This window comes from Rothia sp. HMSC066G07 (assembly GCF_001814485.1).
Taxonomy (GTDB): Bacteria; Actinomycetota; Actinomycetes; order Actinomycetales; family Micrococcaceae; genus Rothia.
Map to the genome: position 1 here is coordinate 71,492 of NZ_KV816924.1, position 20,154 is coordinate 91,645.

General features: G+C 61.0%; 13 protein-coding genes. 7 read left to right on the plus strand and 6 right to left on the minus strand.

The genetic code is table 11. The features are described from left to right. Window positions 1–173: 173 nt before the first annotated feature. Window positions 174–809 (minus strand): dephospho-CoA kinase, encoded by a 636-nt coding sequence (gene coaE, locus HMPREF2971_RS04045; protein WP_049362280.1) that lies wholly within the window; start codon window positions 807–809, stop codon window positions 174–176. A 58-nt stretch (window positions 810–867) separates the two neighbouring features. On the opposite strand from coaE, the gene HMPREF2971_RS04050 reads away from it, so the two are divergent. Both HMPREF2971_RS04050 and HMPREF2971_RS04055 read left to right on the plus strand, forming a co-directional pair. After that, window positions 868–1,554: an IMPACT family protein gene (locus HMPREF2971_RS04050; RefSeq protein ID WP_012903629.1), complete on the plus strand. Its 687-nt coding sequence runs from the start codon at window positions 868–870 to the stop codon at window positions 1,552–1,554. A gap of 209 nt (window positions 1,555–1,763) precedes the next feature. Continuing rightward, on the plus strand, window positions 1,764–3,080 hold the full coding sequence (locus HMPREF2971_RS04055) for a hypothetical protein (protein WP_049353141.1): 1,317 nt from the start codon (window positions 1,764–1,766) through the stop codon (window positions 3,078–3,080). A 182-nt stretch (window positions 3,081–3,262) separates the two neighbouring features. Here HMPREF2971_RS04055 and HMPREF2971_RS04060 read toward each other — a convergent pair whose 3' ends face one another. The 3 genes from HMPREF2971_RS04060 to HMPREF2971_RS04070 all read right to left on the minus strand — a co-directional run bounded on the left by HMPREF2971_RS04060 (window position 3,263) and on the right by HMPREF2971_RS04070 (window position 6,677). Next, window positions 3,263–4,408, minus strand: a complete 1,146-nt coding sequence (locus HMPREF2971_RS04060) for an ABC transporter substrate-binding protein (RefSeq protein WP_239669183.1) — start codon at window positions 4,406–4,408, stop codon at window positions 3,263–3,265. Window positions 4,409–4,695: 287 nt separating this feature from the next. Further along, a complete protein-coding gene (locus tag HMPREF2971_RS04065) occupies window positions 4,696–5,520 on the minus strand; it encodes an ABC transporter ATP-binding protein (protein ID WP_083314077.1) in 825 nt (274 codons plus the stop codon). Further along, entirely contained in the window at window positions 5,520–6,677 is a 1,158-nt protein-coding gene (locus tag HMPREF2971_RS04070) for a FecCD family ABC transporter permease (protein ID WP_080973370.1), read from the minus strand. The genes HMPREF2971_RS04065 and HMPREF2971_RS04070 overlap by 1 nt, the downstream gene beginning before the upstream one ends. A gap of 438 nt (window positions 6,678–7,115) precedes the next feature. On the opposite strand from HMPREF2971_RS04070, the gene uvrB reads away from it, so the two are divergent. The 3 genes from uvrB to HMPREF2971_RS04085 all read left to right on the plus strand — a co-directional run bounded on the left by uvrB (window position 7,116) and on the right by HMPREF2971_RS04085 (window position 11,762). Continuing rightward, complete coding sequence (gene uvrB / locus HMPREF2971_RS04075) at window positions 7,116–9,284, plus strand: excinuclease ABC subunit UvrB (RefSeq protein WP_070600225.1); 2,169 nt, start codon at window positions 7,116–7,118, stop codon at window positions 9,282–9,284. Between the two features lie 165 nt (window positions 9,285–9,449). Next, on the plus strand, window positions 9,450–10,229 hold the full coding sequence (locus HMPREF2971_RS04080) for an ornithinee aminotransferase (protein WP_246824763.1): 780 nt from the start codon (window positions 9,450–9,452) through the stop codon (window positions 10,227–10,229). A gap of 327 nt (window positions 10,230–10,556) precedes the next feature. Beyond that, window positions 10,557–11,762: a TerC family protein gene (locus tag HMPREF2971_RS04085; protein WP_070506435.1), complete on the plus strand. Its 1,206-nt coding sequence runs from the start codon at window positions 10,557–10,559 to the stop codon at window positions 11,760–11,762. 112 nt (window positions 11,763–11,874) lie between these two features. On the opposite strand, the gene HMPREF2971_RS04090 is transcribed toward HMPREF2971_RS04085, so the two are convergent. Continuing rightward, window positions 11,875–13,326, minus strand: coding sequence for an alpha/beta fold hydrolase (locus HMPREF2971_RS04090; protein WP_070691516.1), 1,452 nt, complete (start codon window positions 13,324–13,326; stop codon window positions 11,875–11,877). A gap of 92 nt (window positions 13,327–13,418) precedes the next feature. Further along, window positions 13,419–16,019 (minus strand): DEAD/DEAH box helicase, encoded by a 2,601-nt coding sequence (locus tag HMPREF2971_RS04095; RefSeq protein WP_070691520.1) that lies wholly within the window; start codon window positions 16,017–16,019, stop codon window positions 13,419–13,421. Between the two features lie 396 nt (window positions 16,020–16,415). Between HMPREF2971_RS04095 and HMPREF2971_RS04100 the strand changes: the two genes are divergently transcribed. Both HMPREF2971_RS04100 and HMPREF2971_RS04105 read left to right on the plus strand, forming a co-directional pair. After that, window positions 16,416–18,311 (plus strand): ABC transporter transmembrane domain-containing protein, encoded by a 1,896-nt coding sequence (locus HMPREF2971_RS04100; RefSeq protein ID WP_070691522.1) that lies wholly within the window; start codon window positions 16,416–16,418, stop codon window positions 18,309–18,311. Between the two features lies 1 nt (window position 18,312). Next, on the plus strand, window positions 18,313–20,061 hold the full coding sequence (locus tag HMPREF2971_RS04105; protein WP_070691525.1) for an ABC transporter ATP-binding protein: 1,749 nt from the start codon (window positions 18,313–18,315) through the stop codon (window positions 20,059–20,061). The last annotated feature ends 93 nt before the right edge of the window (window positions 20,062–20,154 follow it).

Consider the following 20,154-nt stretch of genomic DNA (forward strand, 5'->3'; position numbering starts at 1 on the left):
CGCGTGGGGTGCCTAGAGCAGAGGAACCCCCTCATCTCCCGTTTGGGAGGGGAGGGGGTTCTTTGCGTTATTGGGGGTTTAGGTGAGTCAGGGTTGGGGGCGTTGGGATCCGGAGTACGCGCCCGGTGTTGCTATGCCCGCTGTTGCTGTGCCCCGTGTTGCTGGGGAGGATCTTAGGCGGCGGTCATCTGCTCCCAGACGGCGCGCACCTGCTCGGCGGTTTCCTCCAGCGAGCCGCCGTTATCGATAATCCAGGTTGCGACCGCCTCACGCTGCTCGTCGGTTGCCTGCGCGGCGATGCGGGCGCGCGCATCCTCCTCACTCATGCCGCGCGACGATACGAGGCGCTGCAGGCGAGTTGCCAGGGGAGTGCGCACCACGACCACGCCCTCAAAAGCGGACGGGTCGCCGGTCTCCACGAGCAGGGGAATATCCTCCAGCACCACGCCGCTGAACCCGGGTTCGGACTGCGCCTGCTCCACCAGTTGCGCGGCACGCTCACGAATAGCGGGATGCACAATCGCGTTCAGACGCAGGCGCGCCTGCTCATCATTGAACACGATACGCGCCAGGGCGGGGCGGTTGAGGCGGCCGTCCTCATCGAGCAGATGCTCGCCGAACTCCGCGACCGTGCGGGCGAGCACCGCCTCGCCGGGCTCCATGAGGGATCGGGAGATAGCGTCCGCATCCACCAGGAATGCGCCCTGCTCCACGAAGAGGGCGGCGATGGTGCTCTTGCCACTGCCGATACCGCCGGTGAGGGCGTAACGGTGCAGCGTGGTAGAAGCGGGGGAAGAAGGCTGGGACATGGACGGTGCTCCTGACGGGCTGTGCCACAATAGATAGGTACTGATTAGAGGAGGACACATGCAGGAAGAAACTCGCGCCAACCGATACCTTGTGCCGCGCGGCGATGAGCCCTATGAGAGCCTCCTCGAAATTAAGCGTAGCGAATTTATTGGTCACATCAAACGCGTGAGCACCGTTGAGGAGGCGCGCGCCTACATTGAGTCAGTGCGCAAGACCTACCACGATGCCCGCCACGTGTGTTCAGCGTTCATTATTGGTGCTGACCGCGATATTCAGCGTTCCTCCGATGATGGTGAGCCCGCCGGTACCGCCGGTGTGCCGATGATGCAGGCGCTGCTGGCGCGTCAGACCCGCGAGGACGGCACCACCGACCTGTCGGATGTGGTTGCGGTGGTCGTGCGCTATTTCGGTGGCATTAAGCTCGGCGCGGGCGGTCTGGTGCGTGCCTACACTGATTCGGTGGTGCAGACCCTGGATGGCGCGCTATTCGATTCGCGTGAGCGTCTGCGCGTGGGTAAGGTGCCCAGTTCGCATGCGGATGCTGGCCGCCTGGAGAATGAGATTCGTGCCGCCGGTCTGAACGTTCTGGGTACCGAGTATGGTGCGGAGGGCGCCACGATTTCCCTGGGTGTGTTTGACCGCCCGGAGGAGCTGGCGCGTGCCGAGGAGCTGGTGGTGAGCTTGAGTTCCGGTGCGGCGAGCGTGACCTGGGGGGACACGCAGTGGGTGGATTTGCCGGTCTAGGTTACCGGCCTCTAGATTCCCGGTCTTTGATTTCCGTTCCCAGAATTCCTCCTAGGTTTCCTAGCTAAAGCGCCTGCGTAAAGCTCTCAAAGCCTAAAAGATAGTCCAACCTTAGTTAATAGTTACTTGAACCCTAGTAATTGACTGTTTTTGTTGCTAGGGTAGAAGGAGTGCCAAAAGGCTTATCCAATATCTGAGGTCGTGAAAACGTGACGCAGCCGGGAACCTACCGAGAACAAGCAGGCAAAAACTCATCAGAGCAGTCCGCGGGCAGCCGCGGCGGCACCGCAACTCTCAACCGCCAGGGAGCGCGCCTCCCCACGAGGGGCACCGTCGAGCAGCTTGAACCCGCCACCGTCGCCCAGCTGCTTAACGCCTATCGCCAGCAGAACCTCGGCACCCTACTGAGCGTGCTCACGCAGCGTCCGGCAGAATTTGCTCGCCAGCTTGGCAGGCTCTGCCGCGTCTTCCCCGAACATGTTCACGCTATCGCCCAGGCGTTCGGCGCCGTGGGTCGTGCCCTGCCCATTGACGAGCTGGTGCGCCTGCACAACCGCTACTCTAACGCCGCCCGCGGAGTTGGCGAACACCTCAGCCTGGACAACTCCGGTGTGGCGCACATGGTTCAGAGCCCAGCACTGAGCCGTGAAGGTGCGGGCCACCTGCTCATGGCGATTGAACTCTGCCTCGCCGGCAGGATGCGCGGGCTCACCATCGCCATGCCCGCCACCGAGGCATTCACCCCGGCTGAGCAGGCGCCGAGCCTCGGATCCTGCAACCCCGCCCTGGACGGTGCCCTCAATGCTTTTGAACCGGCAGGCTGGGAGCCGTTCCCCCTGGATGGCAGCGAAGTGCTGCTCGCGACCGGTGTGCGCGATGTACCCGACGGCTATGAGCTGTCCCTCTGGCTGCTCGATGACGACTATCAGTGCCGCGCCCGCATTGAGCGAGGCGCCCCGCAGGTGTGCGTGGCAAGCTTCTACGATGAAGAAGTCATCACCCGAACCGTGGAAGAAACCGGGTCGGGTGAGGCCGGTCTGGTTGAGAACTACCGCGTGGAGGAATACGCGGAACTGGACTTCCTCAACGCCATGGACCGGCAGGTACGCTACGTGGCGGTCACCGCCGCTGTGGGGGAGCCGCTGTTGTCTGTGCTGAACGAGAAGAGCGCGGTGCCGAATAGTATTCCCGACCCTGCCGCTTTTGCGAATGGTGCGGGTGCCTCCCGGTTTGAGGGCAGCGCTCGCCCGGATATCCGCACCGCCGCCGTGGTCGGTAAGGGCCTGCGCACCGTCAATCACCGCGGCATGCTGCCCGTGCTGGGTGTGCCGAACCGCACCGTGTGCGCCGTGATTGACCTGTACAAGCAGCGTATCTGCGTGCCCGGCGTGGGTATTCCGCGCGGGCTGAGCGTGGAGGATGAAGAGCGCACCATGCAGCTGATTTTGAGCGCCCTGAACGGGTACCTTCCGCTGACGAACCGGGCGCTGATGAGCCTCGCCGGAGCCACCGTGGAGGTGCGCTAACGCTGCGGTTAACTAACGCTGAACTCGACTAATACAGTGGCACCCCACGGCTACAAACCAATAAAATACCGCCCGGAACCATGCTGTGAGCACGGTTCCGGGCGGTACGTGTTCAACGAACTAGCCGGTCGCCAAGTGAGCTACCGCCAGGCGAGTTAGTCGCCGGATTAGCTAGTTTCGGATTAGTTAGCTGCGGGGCCCTGACCATTGATGATGCGCTGCGCTTCATCCTCGGTCAGCTGGTATCCGTAGAAGGTCGAGTAGAACTCGCGGGTCTCCTTCACCAGGTCAATGTCGGAGAACTTCTCGGGGTGGAACAGCTTCGCCGCCCACAGAATCTGCAGAGCCTCCTCGGCGGAGTAGCGGTCCCAGTTGAAGGTGCCGACCGGGTTCTTAATAATCTTGCCGTTCTTCACCGCCGGAACGTCAGCCCACGCGGCGTCAGCCTTAATCGCGTCCACGCCCTTCTGGGCATCCGCGCCGCCAATGATGATGTACTCCGGCTGCGAGGCAATGATCTGCTCCAGAGAAATGTTCTTCAGGTTCTCCACGCCGTCCAGGGAGTTCTTCGCACCCGAAAGCTTCATCCATTCACCAATTAGGGAGTTCGAGCCGTCCACCTTCGTCAGGTCAGAACCGCCCGCAATGTGTAGCACCTTCGGGGACTCGGTGACGCCCTGCAGGCGCTCCTTGATGAGGTTCTCGTTCTTCTCCAGATATGCCAGGTACTTCTCGGCACGCTCAATCGCCTCATCGGTACCGATGACCTCGGCGGTCAGCTCAACGGTGCGCTTCAAATCAGCGAAGTTCTGGAATTCCACGTGCACCGCCGGGATGCCTGCCTCAGTAGCCTTCGAAATCTGATCCTTCGAGGAGGCGAGTAGCACCTCCGGCTTATCGGCAAGCAGCTGCTCCATGTTCACGTCGGTGCCCTTCACCGGCGCGTCAACCTTCTCAATACCGGGGTACACCTGCTTAAACCACGCCAGAGACTTCACGGCAGTCGTGGTGGACACCAGCTTCTCAGCGCCGCCGAGCAACAGAACCACCTGGTTGTTTGCGTGCCACAGGTCAGCGATGCGCTCGGGGTTGGTCGGGACAGTGACCTCCTTGCCGTCAATGTCCTTAATGACCTTGGTGCCGTCACCGTTATCCTTCACGAAGAAGCTGGTGTGCTTCTTTGCGGAATTGCTCGAAGTCGAGACTGAGGTTGAGCTCGATGCGGAACCCGAGGAGGAGGCGGTGTTCGCTGCGCCGCAACCGGTCAGCGCAGCCAACAGGAGGGAAGTGGTCAGGGCAATGCCGGTGTGGAACTTCGTAATCTTCATGATGTGTCTTTCTGTGTCGACAGGGTGGGTGAATAACCCGGAGGCGGTTCGGGGAAGCGGCGCTCTAGGGGCGCGCCACCACAGCGGATGCGGCACCTCTACCGCATCTTCTGTATCTGGTTCAAACCGCCACCGGAAAACTAAAAGCTGTGGAGCCTCATATCGAGGCTCGTCATGTGCACGCTGGAACGACCCAGCTGTGGTGAATACACCACCGACAAATCTGTAGCGAAGGTGCGTGAGAGAACCTCGCTGGTGAGCACCTTGGAGGCGCGGCCCGTGAGCAGCTAAGCCGGCGCATGTGCAGATACCTGCGGCGTTGCGTTTGGCATGGTATCGGGCATATCGTGTACGCCAAGCAGGGCGACGGTCGCATCCAACAGGAGCGCGTGATCCGGATTGTGGGTCGTAAAAATAACCCCGTACCCGGCATCGCGCAGCTGCCGAATCTTGCGCAACACCTTCGCCTGATTCGCCACGTCCAGTGCACTCGTCGGCTCGTCCAGAACGATGAGCGGGGCGTCTTGCACCAGGGTTCGGGCAATACCTACCTGCTGACGCTGACCGCCGGACAGCTCATCCAGCGGGGAGTGCGCCAGGTCGAGCAGCCCCAGCTCCTCCATCACGGTATGCACCTGCTCACGGTCACGGCGCGAGGGTGAAGAGAACAACCCAATATAGGGTGCGCGACCCATCAGCAGGTACTCGGTCACGGTGTAGGAGATGCCGCGACCCTCCATCTGCGGAAGGTAGGCGATGCGGCGGGCACGCTCAGTCGCGGTCAAAGAATCCAGCGGCTCACCGCCCAGGTGAATGCTGCCCTCGGTGAGCGAATTTAAACCAATCAGGCAGTTCAACAGGGTGGACTTACCCACACCGTTGCGACCCAGAATGGCGAGGACCTCACCGCGTCGCACCTGCAGGTTCACGTTGCGGAAAATCCAGCGGCTGAAGCGGTGCCCGGAACGGTGCAGACCAGCGCGGTGATCCGTTCGGCGGCGCTTGATGTGCCCGCCCCGGTGGCCGTAACGGAAGCCCGCATCGTCCAGGTGCAGCAGAACCTCGGCGCTCGCATCCGTGCGGTGCTGAGTATAGGGAGTGGAAGACGACATTACTTCACCCGAACCTTTCCAAACAGCAGTAGCGCCACGTACAGGGGCGTGCCAATGAAGCCGGTCAGCACGCTCAGAGGAACCTCCGCGCTGGTGAGGCTACGCGCCAGGGTATCGACGAACATCATGAACGAAGCACCCATCAGCACGGACAGCGGCATGAGCTTGGTCGTGTCGCTACCAACCAGCAGGCGGCACAGGTGCGGAATGACCAAACCTACCCAAGAAATCGGGCCGCCAATGCATACGCTCGTCGCGGTCACCAGGGTTGCCAGCAGAATGGTGATACCGCGGGTGCGAGTCAGGTTAATGCCGAGGGTGCGCGCCTCATCGTCACCGAGCGAGAGGATATTGATGCGCCAACGCATCGCCAAGAGCAGCAGGATGCAGGGCGCCGCCACCAGCGCAAACTGGGTGAGTGCTTCTGCGCGTACGTCCTGCAGGGAGCCCATCTGCCAGAACACGATCTGCGCCAGCTGAGTTTCGGGGTTCGCAATGAACTTCAACGCACCGAGTGCGGCGGTGCCGAAGCCACCCACAATCACGCCCGAGAGCACCAGCATGAGCGTGGACTGATTCTTCAACAGGTGAGGAATACTCACGGTCAGCAGCACGGCGGCGAGACCACCGGCGAGGGCGGAACCCTGAATCGCGAGGCTCGTGCCCACACCCAGCAGAATGGCGGAGGCGGCACCCACCGACGCGCCCTGCGAAACACCCAGCAGGTAGGGGGAAACCAACGGGTTACGGAAAACTGCCTGGAAGGTGGCGCCCGCAATGGCGAGGGCGGCACCGATGAGCCCGGCGGCGAGCAGGCGCGGAATGCGCACGGTCAGCAGCATGTTTTCGGCGGGCTTGTAGACCTTCAAATCCATGCCGAACCAGTTCTTGCCGAGGATGCGGAAGAGCTCGTCCAGTTCGACCGGGTACCTGCCGGTGATGAGTGAGAGGTAGGTGACGCCCAGCAGAATGGCGAGGGCGATGAGCAGAATCAGCGGGTACGAGGACGCGAAGAGTGAGGACGCCAAGAGGGTACGGCGATGCTCGGTTTTGGCAACTAAGGTGGCAGCCGGTGTGCCGGTGGGGTTCGCCTCCGGGTTCGCTTCTGTGGATTCGTTCGGGGTTGCCTGTGAAGCTGTCTCCGTGGTCGTGCTCATGGAGTCCTTCCGTGCGCTCTTGTGGTCCCGTTCTGTCTGCGTGTGCGCTCTAAACATATGTGAGCCACATCAAGGAGGCAAAGGGTGCGGGTGCGGAGCGCCCGTCATAAGTCTTTATGTGTTGCCGCTTATCTTCTGCGGTGCGGCACCCGTGAGTGGCGGCGGCTGTGGGGGAGGGCGGCCACCCCTAAGAGCGCTGTTCCTAAGAGCACCGTCATCGTGCGGAAAATGCTCCCGCTCGCCTCCTGCCCGGTAGCGCAGATGAACCAGTCGAATACCTCTTATCTTTTGCGTCCTTTCTTTTATGAACTTGGGCACTTTCATGGTGATGGCTTGTTACCTGTCGTGTCTGTACTATTGCGCGTGATTATATTGCGCCAGCAGAAAAGGGTGACCAATCCGGGGGCGCGTCGGGCGGCTTTCCCCTAGGATGGATACATGAGTTATGCACCCCAGATTAACCGTGTTGTTGCCCCCTTTGAGGTAGTCAGCCCCTTCCAGCCTGCCGGCGACCAGCCCAAGGCTATTGCCGAGCTCACCGAGCGCGTGCAGAACGGCGAGAAAGACATTGTGCTGATGGGTGCCACCGGTACCGGTAAGTCCGCGACGGCCGCCTGGCTGATTGAGGCGGTGCAGCGTCCGACCCTGGTGCTCGTGCAGAACAAGACGCTGGCGGCGCAGCTGGCGAATGAGCTGCGCGAGCTGCTGCCGAATAACGCGGTCGAGTACTTCGTCTCGTACTACGACTACTACCAGCCCGAGGCGTACGTGCCGCAGACCGATACCTTCATCGAGAAGGACTCCTCCATCAATGAGGAGGTGGAGCGTCTGCGCCACTCGGCGACGAACTCCCTGCTGACTCGCCGTGACGTGGTGGTGGTTGCGACCGTGTCCTGCATTTACGGTCTGGGCACGCCCGAGGAGTACGTTGCGCAGATGGTGACTTTGCGTCGCGGTGAGGAGGTTGACCGCGACGAGCTGTTGCGCCAGTTCGTGGCGATGCAGTACGCGCGTAACGATATGGACTTTCACCGTGGCACGTTCCGTGTGCGCGGCGATACCGTCGAAATCATCCCCATGTACGAGGAGAACGCGATCCGCATTGAGTTCTTCGGCGATGAGATTGAGGCGATTTACACCCTGCACCCGCTGACCGGCGAGGTGATTCGCGAGGAAGAAGAAATGTATGTCTTCCCCGCAAGCCACTACATCGCCGGTGCCGAGCGTATGGCGAAGGCCATTACCTCCATTGAGGATGAGCTGCGCGAGCGCCTGCAGACCCTCGAATCTCAGGGCAAGCTGCTGGAGGCGCAGCGTCTGCGTATGCGCACCACCTACGACCTGGAAATGATGGAGCAGATGGGCTTCTGCAACGGCATTGAGAACTACTCGCGTCATATTGATGGTCGTGCCCCCGGCAGCGCCCCGAACTGTCTGCTGGATTATTTCCCGGATGATTTCCTGCTGATTATTGACGAGTCGCACGTGACGGTCCCGCAGATTGGTGCCATGTACGAGGGTGATATGTCCCGTAAGCGCACCCTGGTGGAGCACGGTTTCCGTCTGCCGTCGGCGATGGATAACCGCCCGCTGAAGTGGGAGGAGTTCCTGAAGCGTATCGGTCAGACGATTTACCTTTCGGCAACCCCGGGTAAGTATGAGCTGTCGCAGGCTGATGGTTATGTGGAGCAGATTATTCGCCCGACCGGCCTGATTGACCCGGAGATTGTGGTCAAGCCGACCAAGGGGCAGATTGATGATTTGCTCGAGGAGATTCGCGTGCGCGTTGAGCGTGATGAGCGTGTGCTGGTCACGACCCTCACCAAGCGCATGGCGGAGGATTTGACCGAGTACCTGCTGCAGCATGGCGTGAAGGTGCAGTATCTGCACTCTGACGTTGACACGTTGCGCCGTGTGGAGCTTCTGCGTGAGCTGCGCCTGGGTACCTTTGATGTGCTGGTTGGTATTAACCTGCTGCGTGAGGGCCTGGATCTGCCCGAGGTGTCCCTGGTTGCGATTCTGGATGCCGATAAGGAAGGCTTCCTGCGTTCGACCACTTCGCTGATTCAGACCATTGGTCGTGCGGCGCGTAATGTGTCCGGTCAGGTGCACATGTACGCCGATAAGATTACGGATTCTATGCGCGTGGCGATTGATGAGACGAACCGCCGCCGCGAGATTCAGCAGGCGTACAACCGTGAACACGGCATTGACCCGCAGCCTCTGCGGAAGAAGATTGCCGATATTACGGATGTTCTCGCCCGCGAGGAAGAGGACACCCGCGAGCTTCTGCAGCTGCGTAAGAGCGGCAAGAAGGGTGCCCGTACGGTGAGTGCGGGTGCGAAGACCGGTTCTGCGACCTCGTCGAAAATTGCCACGAGCACCCCGGAGTCGGAGGAGCTTCTCGCCCGTGCGGAGGCGCGCGTTCGCGCCGACGGTCTGGCTGCGGCCCCCGCCGAGGATCTGCTGGATTTGATTGAGCAGATGAACGAGCAGATGCGCGTGGCGGCGGAGAACCTGCAGTTTGAGTTGGCGGCGCGTCTGCGTGATGAGCTTGCCGATTTGAAGAAGGAGCTGCGCCTGATGAAGGAGGCGGGTCACGCCTAAACCCGGTGTTCTAAGCCCGGCGTTTAGGGGCCGACGTGGGTTTTTCGCCATGAGGTAACTCATTGTTCATGAAGTTCTACTGAGTGCAGATACATGCTGTACACTATCAAGGTGTTTTACGTGTCAAATAAAACCTTGATGCTTCCGAACGATAAAGAAAAATCTGTGACTATTTCTCATAACTCTTCAGACGCACACACCACGGGAGCTCGTTCCGTTACCCGCCGCAACCTCACCCGCGGCGCGCTTTGGGCTGTGCCCGCTATTGCCGCCTCCACGACGGTGCCCGCATTCGCTGCATCGGCTGATGATTGCAAGACGGTACACGGCCCGGACTTCACCCAGGTCGGCGGCTGGATGATTACCAATCCCGCCAGTGGCGCCCTGCAGTCGCGCACCAAGAACAAGCCCGTGACTGCGCCGGAGACCGGTCAGGCGTGGTGGTCCATGGAGAATGCAACCTCACCGAACCCCGCGACGATTCGCCTCATGTCCGTGTACGAGGCGACTCACGGCCCCGAGGGTGACCTCAACCTGAACTGCGGTGAGTTCGTGATGACCTACAACGTATCCGCCCTGGAGGCGACGACCGGCACCACGCACCTGCACCCGTCCATGGACATTTACCTCTTCTCGCCCGAGGGTAAAATCATTGACCGCCAGATTTTCACGACTGACCCGACCGGCAAGGCAACCGTTATGACCCGCAACGGCAAGACTCAGACTGTTCAGGGTCAGGTCATTCCGTTTGCGTCGAGCGTGAATGATAAGGCGACCGGCATCTCCGCGCGTTTTGCGTTGCGTGGTAATACGCTCATGGAAGGCATGTACCAGTTCGAGGTGGTTATTACCGTCCCGACGATTCAGGAGAACGGCACGCTTGATACGAACAAGCAGGTCAATGCGATTGCGTTCACCCCGCCGACCTTCAACATGGTCTCCTAACTGAATGAAAAGTAGCCCTCCCCGTAATAGTTCACGGGGAGGGCTAGACAGCGTGTATTCGTCACGCAGAACGCCGCATCCGACAGGTCAACCCCGCCGGATGCGGCGTTTCGGTGCACCTAGCTCCTGAAAGTTCTCCCGGAGGGGCTCCTGTGCGAAAACCCCAACCTGCTGTATAATCGTTCACCGAGCAAGGGAGTATCCCACCAATCGACTCATCGTCAGCACGTTAGCCGAAGGCGCCTAACCGGTGAATCGAGCCGACCTCCATTCAGGTCGGCGGGAGAGACTTGTGGTCCTGTACGCACACCACAAGAAAGGCTCCCCATGGAAGTTACCGGGTTGCAATGGTTGGTTACTATTCTCATCATCGCGGGTCTGTTGGCCTTCGATTTCGTGTTCCACGTTCGTAAGGCGCACGAACCTTCCGTCAAGGAAGCGGCCATCTGGTCGAGTATTTACATCGGCATCGCGATGCTGTTCGGTCTGTATATTTTCGTGACGAACGGCCCCTCCGCTGCCACCGAATTCTATGCAGGCTACATCACCGAAGAAGCTCTCTCGGTCGATAACCTCTTCGTTTTCATGATTATTATGGGCACCTTCCGTGTCGCCCGTGAGAATCAGCAGAAGGTTCTGCTCTTCGGTATTGTCTTCGCGATCCTGGCGCGCGGCTCCTTCATCTTCGCCGGCGCAGCGATCATCAACTCCTTCGCTTGGGTGTTCTACATCTTCGGCCTGGTCCTGCTCATGACCGCAGGTAACCTGCTCAAGGACGAAATCACCGAAGGTGACGGCGATGACGAAGCCGACAACATCATGGTCCGCCTCGCCAAGAAGTACCTGAAGACCAGCGACCACTTCGACGGTGACAAGCTCTTCACCATCGAAAACGGCAAGCGCGTCATGACCCCCATGATGCTCGTCATGGTCGCTATCGCTGGTTCCGACCTGCTCTTCGCGCTCGACTCGATCCCCGCGATCTTCGGCCTCACCCAGTCCGTCTACATTGTGTTCACCGCGACCGCGTTCTCCCTCATGGGTCTGCGCCAGCTGTACTTCCTTATTGACGGCCTGCTGGACCGCCTCGTCTACCTCTCCTACGGCCTGGCGACCATCCTCGCGTTCATTGGTGTGAAGCTCATCCTGCACGCAATGCACGAGAATAACCTGCCGTTCATCAACCACGGCGAGCCCGTGCACGTGGTCGAAATCAGCACCGAAATGTCGCTGATGGTCATCGTGGGCGTCCTGATCATTACCGTGCTTGCCTCGCTGCTCAGCCCCAAGGGCCGCGCGCTGCAGACCATTCAGCGTGTTCAGGCGCTCTCCGAGAAGTACCTGGCACTGCCCGAGGATGCATCCGCCGCCGAGCGTGCGGACATCACCGCCCGCTGGCAGAAGGAAACCGAGAAGCTCAACGCCATTCCCGCCAAGCTGCGTGACGAGCTGATCGAGAAGGAAGACGAATACCACGCCCTCGTGATGCGTGCCCGCACCGCACAGGATGCGCATTCTTCCTCCTCGAAGTAGTTTGAGTTACTGAGCCTGCGGCCTCACCAGGCTAAGCGCTCACACGAAAGCCCCTCACACCGGATCAACCGGGGTGAGGGGCTTTAGCTATATCAGAGATATTTCAGAAGAATTACTGATTGTGAACCTCAGCCAGCATGTTCTTCAGGTGACCCAGAATGGTCAGCGAGTCAGAACCGAAACCGTCGTGGTGGTGGGTCTTCGAAGTCCACACGTGGGTGTTGCCGACCCAGCGAGCGGTCTCCATGGAGTGCTCAAAGTCCACGTACACGTCCGGGTTGTACGCCGCAGCCACCACGGGAACCTCGTTCTTGTGCAGCTGTGCGTGGTCGTACAGGCGACCCCAGTCCTTCTTTTCAGCCAGCAGGTTCGCAACCTCAGCCAGCGGACGCAGCGAGGGATCCTCCTCGTAGTACCAGGGGAAGATGTGCTCGCCGGTGAAGAGCAGACGATCTGCATCCGGCGCGAACTCGGGGCGGGAAGCCGCCACGCGAGCAGCAGACCAGTTGGTCGGTGCGGGGGAGGGGGACAGCTCGTAGCCGGGGATGCCGGGCAGAACGCCGTCAGCGGGGCCGTCAGCATAAATGGTCTCATGCATCAGGGCGTACAGCGGGTTCGCCTGGAAGGTCACCTCAGCACCCATAGCGGTCAGGAACTGATCGGAGAGGTGGTCGTTACCCTCAGCGAAAGCAGTCTCCAGGAAGTAGTGCAGACCGCGCTCGCGCCAGCGGCCACCCAGGAAATGGCCGGCCATCTGGAAGCGGTGATCGGTCAGACGCTCACCGGTGGGCAGGTACTCCTTGTGGGTGCGCAGGTGCTCAGCAATGCGGGTAGCGAGCTCAGCGTCCTCGGGGAACCAGCTGTAGTATTCCTCAACACGTTCCTTCATGCGGTCGAAGGTGTGCTGGTAGACGTTATCCACGGAGGTACGAATCGGTGCCAGACCCGCGGTGAGGCGGCAGTCACGCAGCGACTGAGGCGCGAACGACAGGTACGACAGGGTCAGGAAGCCACCGAAGGACTGACCAATGGTGGACCAGCGTTTGTCGGCACGGTCAGCCAGCAGCACCTCGCGGACAGCCTCCGCGTCAGCGATGATGGAGTCCGCACGGAACAGCTCAGTGTACTCAGCCTGAACCTGCGGGTCACCCACAGCGGTGATGTTGCGAGCAGACAGCGGGGAAGACATGCCGGTACCGCGCTGATCCAGAAGAATCACGCGGTGAGTCTTCGCCAGCTCAGCAATCCAGCCGCCAATGGAGCCGGTCTTGGGCGAACCGAAACCGGGGCCGCCCTGCAGGTACACAATGTAAGGACGCTTATCAGCCGAAACGGTCAGAGTCTCGTTGGTGTTCACGACCTCGCGGGCGAACACGGTGATGGTCTGGTCCGCGAAACGGGAGGAGAGAGCGGCATCCTTGCCCTTGGAGAAAATCAGACCGTGGGTCAGGGGAACCTGGAACCAGTGGTCGGTAATCTCGTAGCCGTCGTGCTTGACGACCGAACCCTTGCGGTACTCAACCTTGGGAAGCGAAGAAACGGTCAACGGTGAACCTTCTTTCATTTAAATAGATAGATACTCTGTATTCTAGCCCACTACGGGCAACATCGTGGCAGAGCCTCGGGCGGAGTCTCATTCGAGTCTCAATCGGAGCCTTAGAACTCGCCCACGCTCAGAATCTTCAGCACCGGGTACCCCGCCTCATCGGAGGCCGCCAAATCAACCTCGGCACGAATACCGAAGTCAAAGTTATCTTCGGGGTCGGCGAAGCTCTGCTGAACCTTCCACACGCCCGGGTGAGCGGCGGTGTCCTCATCCATGCTGACCAGGCGAGGCGAGCGCGCGTCGGCGTCCGTGTAGATGTCGTCGTAGGTGTCGAAGTAGTCGTCCATGGCGTCCGCCCAGCGGTCGGCATCCCAGCCGCACCACTCGTCCAGGGCGCCCAGGGCACGGTCACGCTCGTCAGCGAAGAGCTCCACACGGCGGAAGAGGGCGTTGCGTACCATCACGCGGAAGGCGCGCAGGTTCTTCGTCACGGCGGGAGGCTCTTCCTCCTCGATGGAGGCGTGCTCGGCTGCAATGGTTGCGGTGTCTTCGCCGGCAGCCAGCTTCTCCCACTCGTCCACCAGGGAGGAGTCGGTCTGGCGCACGAGCTCGCCGAGCCACTCGATAATGTCGTCGAGCTCGTCGGTTACGGCAGAATCGGGGATAGTGTGGCGCATTGCCTTGTACGCGTCAGAGAGGTAGCGCAGAAGCACGCCCTCGGCACGTTCGAGCGAGTAGTACTGCACAAAGTCGTTGAAGCCCATCGCGCGTTCGTACATGTCACGCACAATCGACTTGGGGCGCGGCTCAAAACGTGCAACCCACGGCGCGGACTGCTTGTAGGTCGTGTACGCCTGATCGATGAGCTCCGCCAGAGGCTGCGGGTAGGTGACCTTGTCCAGCTCGTTCATGCGTTCGGTGTAGTCCACACCATCCGCCTTCAGCTGTGCCGACAGCTCGTTCTTCGCCTTGCGTTCCTGCGCGTACAGCACCTGGTTCGGCGATTCCAGGGTCGCCTCAATGAGGGAGAGCGCGTCCAGCGCGTAGCTGGGGGATTCGGGGTCGAGCAGTTCCAGCGCAGCGACCGCAAAAGCGGACAGCGGCTGGTTCAAGGCAAAGTTATCCTGCAAATCCTCGGTCAGGCGCAGGTAGGAGCCGTGCTCGTCCGGGGTGTTGGTTCGCTCAATCACGCCGCCGGTCAGCAGCTCCTTGTAGATGCCGATTGCCTTGCGCAGCAGCTCGCGGCGGCGCGCAGGGCTCTCATGGTTCTCCTGAATGATGCGGTATGCGGCAATGACCGGGTTTTCCGGGCGGTGCATCAGGTTCAGCAGCATCGAGTGGGTGATGTCGAAGGAGGAGGTCAGCGGCTCCGGGGCGGCTTCTACTAGCTGGTCGAAAGTCTTCTCGGACCAGCCAACGAAGCTTTCCGGCGCCTTCTTACGCTTGGAGGACAGCGACTGGTTAATGCGCTTGGTGTCGTCACCGAACTTCGCCTGAGCTTTAGCCAGCAGGCGAGCGTTCTCAATATCGTGCTCGGGTGCCTGAACCACCACGGTGCCGGCGGTATCAAAACCGGCGCGGCCTGCGCGTCCAGCAATCTGGTGGAACTCGCGGGCACGCAGACGGCGGCTGCGGGCACCATCAAACTTCGACAGCGCCGTAATCAGTACGGTACGGATGGGCACGTTAATACCCACACCCAGGGTGTCGGTACCGCAAATCACCTTGAGCAGACCCTCCTGAGCCAGCTGCTCCACGAGGCGGCGGTACTTGGGCAGCATGCCCGCGTGGTGAATACCGATGCCGGCACGCACCAGCTTATTCAGTGCCTTACCGAAGCCCGGACCGAAACGGAACTTAGCAATCAGCTCGGCGATGCGTTCCTTATCTTCCTTCGAGGCAATAGCCACCGACAGCAGCGCGTTCGCCTGCTCCAGTGCCGCCTTCTGCGAGAAGTGCACAATGTAGACCGGAGTCTGCTTGGTCTGCACGAGCTCCTGCACGGTCTCCTGAACCGGGGTGGTGGAGTAGTAGAAATGCAGCGGAATAGGGCGCTCAGAATGCGCCACCAGGTCACTCTCGCGGCCGGTCAGCGCCGTCATCTCCTCCTGGAAGCGAGTCGTATCGCCCAGGGTCGCGCTCATCAGCAGGAACTGCGCCTGCGGAAGCTCCAGCAGGGGAAGCTGCCACGCCCAGCCGCGTTGCGGGTCAGAGTAGAAATGGAACTCGTCCATAATGACCTGGCAGAGGTCCGCATCCTTACCCTCGCGCAGGGCAATATTGGCGAGAATTTCCGCGGTGCAGCAGATAATGGGTGCCTCCGTATTAATGGCGGAGTCGCCGGTAATCATGCCCACGTTCTCGGCACCAAAAATATTGATCAGGTCAAAGAACTTCTCAGACACCAGCGCCTTAATGGGGGCGGTGTAGTAGGAACGCTGACCGGTCGCCAGGCCCGTAAAATGCGCGGCAACAGCCACAGTGGACTTACCCGAACCGGTCGGGGTTGCCAGCACCACGTTATGTCCGGCGGCAATGCTCAGAACAGCCTCGTCCTGGGCGGGGTACAGGGTCATACCGCGGGTCGAAATCCACTCGGTGAAGGATTCATAGATTTCTTCGGCGGTGAGGGGGTTGCCCTTAAAATCGCGTCGATTGTAGTCGCCGGGGTTCTCGCCCAGCCCGGGAGAAAGAAAATTCAAAATACTCATGAGGATTCCAGTCTATCGGGAATAGCGCGGGCGCGGGGGCGTTATCGTTACGAGGGAACAACTCGGCATAGGCGCAAAGTCGCGTGCTCTAATGCGGGAAAACCTAAAGTTCAGGTAGGGTGGAATAAAGCGTTTTAGATGCAGTGATGCACAACCTGGCGCTCAGAAGGTCAAAGGCACAGGGCTCCACACTGCAGAGCCTCACACCGCAGGGTTCCATGCCGCATAAATTACCGCCTAGGTTCAAGTCCGCCGATTGATGCCGGACCATACTGTGCGGTCGATACACGCCCCAAAATACGTTGCACAAAATAACGACACGCCCCACCTAATACACTCTTAGTGTTGCGTGCCACATTGATAAAGGAATAGGGTAAGAGAAAGGAGAGACGTTGAATGACTGAATACAACGCTGACAAGGCACAAGAAAACGCTGCGCGTGAAGAAGCTACGCATGAAGAATCCATGCATAACAAAACCACGCAGGAAAAAGCCGCTCAGAAAAAATCTGCACCGGAAATAACCGGCAGCGAACTGCGCAAGGCCGAAGAAGAAGCCCTCAAAAAGCGCCTCGCCCTGCGAGTCACCGCGCCCGGACACAAATACCCCTGGCACCGCTGGGCAATCCCCGTCGCGGGTGAAACCACCGCGGGTACCGGTGCGATTCTTATCCCCGTCATGGTGGGTCAATTCATCAACCAGCACATCGCCGGCAAAGCCCCCGACGCCTGGCCCATGTTCTGGGTGGTCGTCGCAGCCATCACCTTCATCGTGATCAACGAGTTCTTCGGCTGGGGCACCTCCATGACCCTCAGCGCGGAACTTAGCCGCGACTGGCGCATCTACATCAACCGGCTCATGGGGCGCACCCGCGCTGGCGTAGACTCCGGCGAAGCGGTCACCGTCATGAACAAAGACGTACGCCGCATTACGGACGTCTACTTCTCACTGCCGCTATTCGTCAACGCCATGATCATCGCGACCCTCGGTGCCGTGCAGCTCTGGCTCATCAACCCCGTCACCGCGATCGTGACCCTCATCGGCACGCTCATCGTGGTCGGTGTGATCGCCTGGTACTCGACCTTCCTCGAATCCAAGATCGGCGAATACCGCGAAAAGGACGGCGAAGCCTCCTCACGCGCCTCCGACATCGCCACCGGTCTGCGCACCATCGCCGGCCTCGGCGCCGAAGAACAGATGCGTGAACGCTACCACCGCGGCACCGACGAAGTTTTCGACAGCTACATGCGCTACGAAAAGACGCACCGCTGGATGTTCCTCATCCGCGCGCTGCTCGGTGGTGCCGTGACCCTGCTCGGCATCGGCTTCGCCCTCACCGGCCACGTCGAAAACGGCCGCTGGGTATCCGACACGCCCGCCGCGTCCCTGGTGACCGTCGCCTCCATTATCGCGATGATGGGCGGCCCCATCTGGATTACCCAGAACTTCCTCACCGCATGGCGATACGCCAAGATTGCGCTCGCCAAGGTCGCCCGCCTCGAAGGTCACGCCGGCGTACGCCAAGGCGTGCTGAAGAGCCCGCGCACCGACGAAGAAATGGCGCAGCTGGCACGTGCCGAACAGGCAGTCGAGGCGAGCACCCTCGAGGTGCCCGTACCCGTTGCCCCCGCCGGTGCAAGCAACCCGCGCATCGTGTACGTCAATCCGCGCGACTACAACCTCACCGCGCAAGACTACGCCGAGGCGCTCGCCCGCACCCTACGCCGCGGGGGAGAGGACCTCAAGGACGCCTCCGGCCGCCGCGTGCTGCTGAGCGAACCCAACCCCATGATTTTTGCGGGAACCCTGCAGGAGCACCTGCGCCTGGGCACCGTGCCGAACCCCGACGAGGAGCTGGCACAGGCGAAGGATGAGGAACTGCTGAAGATTACCGACTCCCGCGAAATCGCCTACCGGCTGGGCGGACGCAACCCCGAAGACTACTTCGCCGCCCGCATCACCAGCGAAGGCGCGAACCTCTCCGGTGGTCAGCGTCAGCGTCTGGCGCTCGCCCGCGCACTCGCACAGGACGCGCAGGTGCTCATACTGACCGAGCCGCTGAACTCCGTGGACGAACCCAGCCAGCGCTACATCTACGATGCGATGGAAACCCAGATTGGTAGCGACCGCCTGCCCGTCGGCTACCCCGGCCTGCTGCAGGATTTGGAGCAGGTCTACGTTGTCTCTACGACCGCGGAGACGACCCGCCGCATGGAACGCGACGGCTACCCGGAAACCGCTCAGTCTGAAACTGCTCAGCCTGAAACCACTCAGAATCAGGAGGTGAACTAGCATGGCAAAGCAGCTCCCCATCGAAAGCCCCGCCTACGTGGCACGCCGCATGTGGAACTACCTCGCGGCGCATAAGGGGCGAGCCCTCTACACCTTCGTCATCTACATGGTCAGCACCCTCATGGGTGCGGTGGTGCCCCTGCAGATTGGTGCTACCGTGGACGACGTGGTGGCGGGCAAGTTCTCCAGCTACCCGTGGCAGCCGATTCTGATTATTCTGGCGGCGTTCATCGTGCAGGCGATAACCCTCATGGTCTCCTCGTACAGTGCGGCACGACTGGGTGCACTCGTCACCCGTGACGCCAACCAGGACACCCTCGATGGTACCCTCGACCTGGATGCACGCACCGTGGAAGAAGCCGGCAGCGGCGACCTGCTCACCCGCGTAACCGACGACCTCTCCTCGGCGGCCAAGTCCGTCAGCGAGGACCTGCTCGGCGCGATTTACGTGGTGCTGTACTTCATTATCTCCACGATCTCCCTGGCGTTCGTGAGCCCGGCAATGGGCCTGATCATGCTGCCCATGATTGCCGGTCTTGCCCTCATCATGTCGAAGATGCTGCCGCTCATGGCGGCACGCAACCAGACCGCCCAGGAGCGCGTGAGTGACCTCAACAGCGTGCTGACCGAGAATATCCGCGGCACCTCCACGATCCGTGAGCTGGGCGTTCACACCGCCCGCGAAGACGCCTTCGCCGGTGAGAACAAGCGCCAGTTCGCCGCGCAGCTGGGCATGGTGCGCATCCGCCAGCTGTACTTCACCGTGGACGCTATTAACGCCTGGATCCCGACGGTTCTGTGCATGCTCTGGGGCGCCGCCTGCGTGGCTCTCGGCTGGGCTTCCTGGGGCGCCGTAGCGACCGCCTCGGTCATGGTTTTCAGCCTGCGAATCCTCGCCGACATGCTGAACCACCACGTCAGCAGCCTGCGCATCATGCTCGTGAACATGGGCCGCGTGTTCGGTGTGGTCTCCCTGGCGAAGAAGCAGCGTGAGGCGCGTGCACAGCACCGTGCCGAAGCGTTCGCCGCCGTCTCGGATGAAGCCGTGAAGGACCCGCAGTACGCCATTGACTGCACCGACGTCTCCTACGGCTACTCGCCCGACGCCCTCGTTCTGGAAGGTATCAACCTGAAGATTCGCCGCGGTGAGGCGCTCGCCCTGGTGGGCCGTTCCGGTTCGGGTAAGACCACCCTGGCTCGTCTGATTGGTGGTTCGCTGACCGCCCTGGACGGCACCATCACCGTGATGGGTCGCCCGGTCGGTCACGGCGACTTCCCGACCGATGCCGCCGCCGACGGCCGCCCGCGCCTGCTGGTCTGCACCCAGGAAGCGCACGTCTTCTTCGGTACTCTCGCCGATAACTTTACGGTGGTCGTGCCGGACGCGACCGCCGAGCAGATGGGTGAGGCCCTGGACGCTGTCGGTGCACGCTGGTGGCGCGACCTGCCGCAGGGCATGGACACCGTTGTCAGTGGCGCGGATTCGCCGCTGACTCGCGACCAGATTCAGCAGCTGGCGCTGGCACGTATTGTGCTTGCCGACCCGCACGCCGTGATTCTGGACGAGTCCACCACCCAGCTGGAGCTTGCGGACGCAACCGAGTCCCTGCGCGCCGTGCTGGCGAACCGTGCGGTGCTGATCATTTCGCACGATGCGCGTATCGCCTCGCTGGCTGACCGTGCGGTCCTGCTACACGAGGGTAGGATCATTGCGGAGGGTTCACCGGCAGAGATTTTCGCCCTCACCTAAGCTCTGGCCTAGCCCGGTGGATATGCCCGGCGATATGTCCGGCTGATAGTGCCCGGTACCGTCTAAAGCGGTGCCGGGCATTGCCTTTTAACG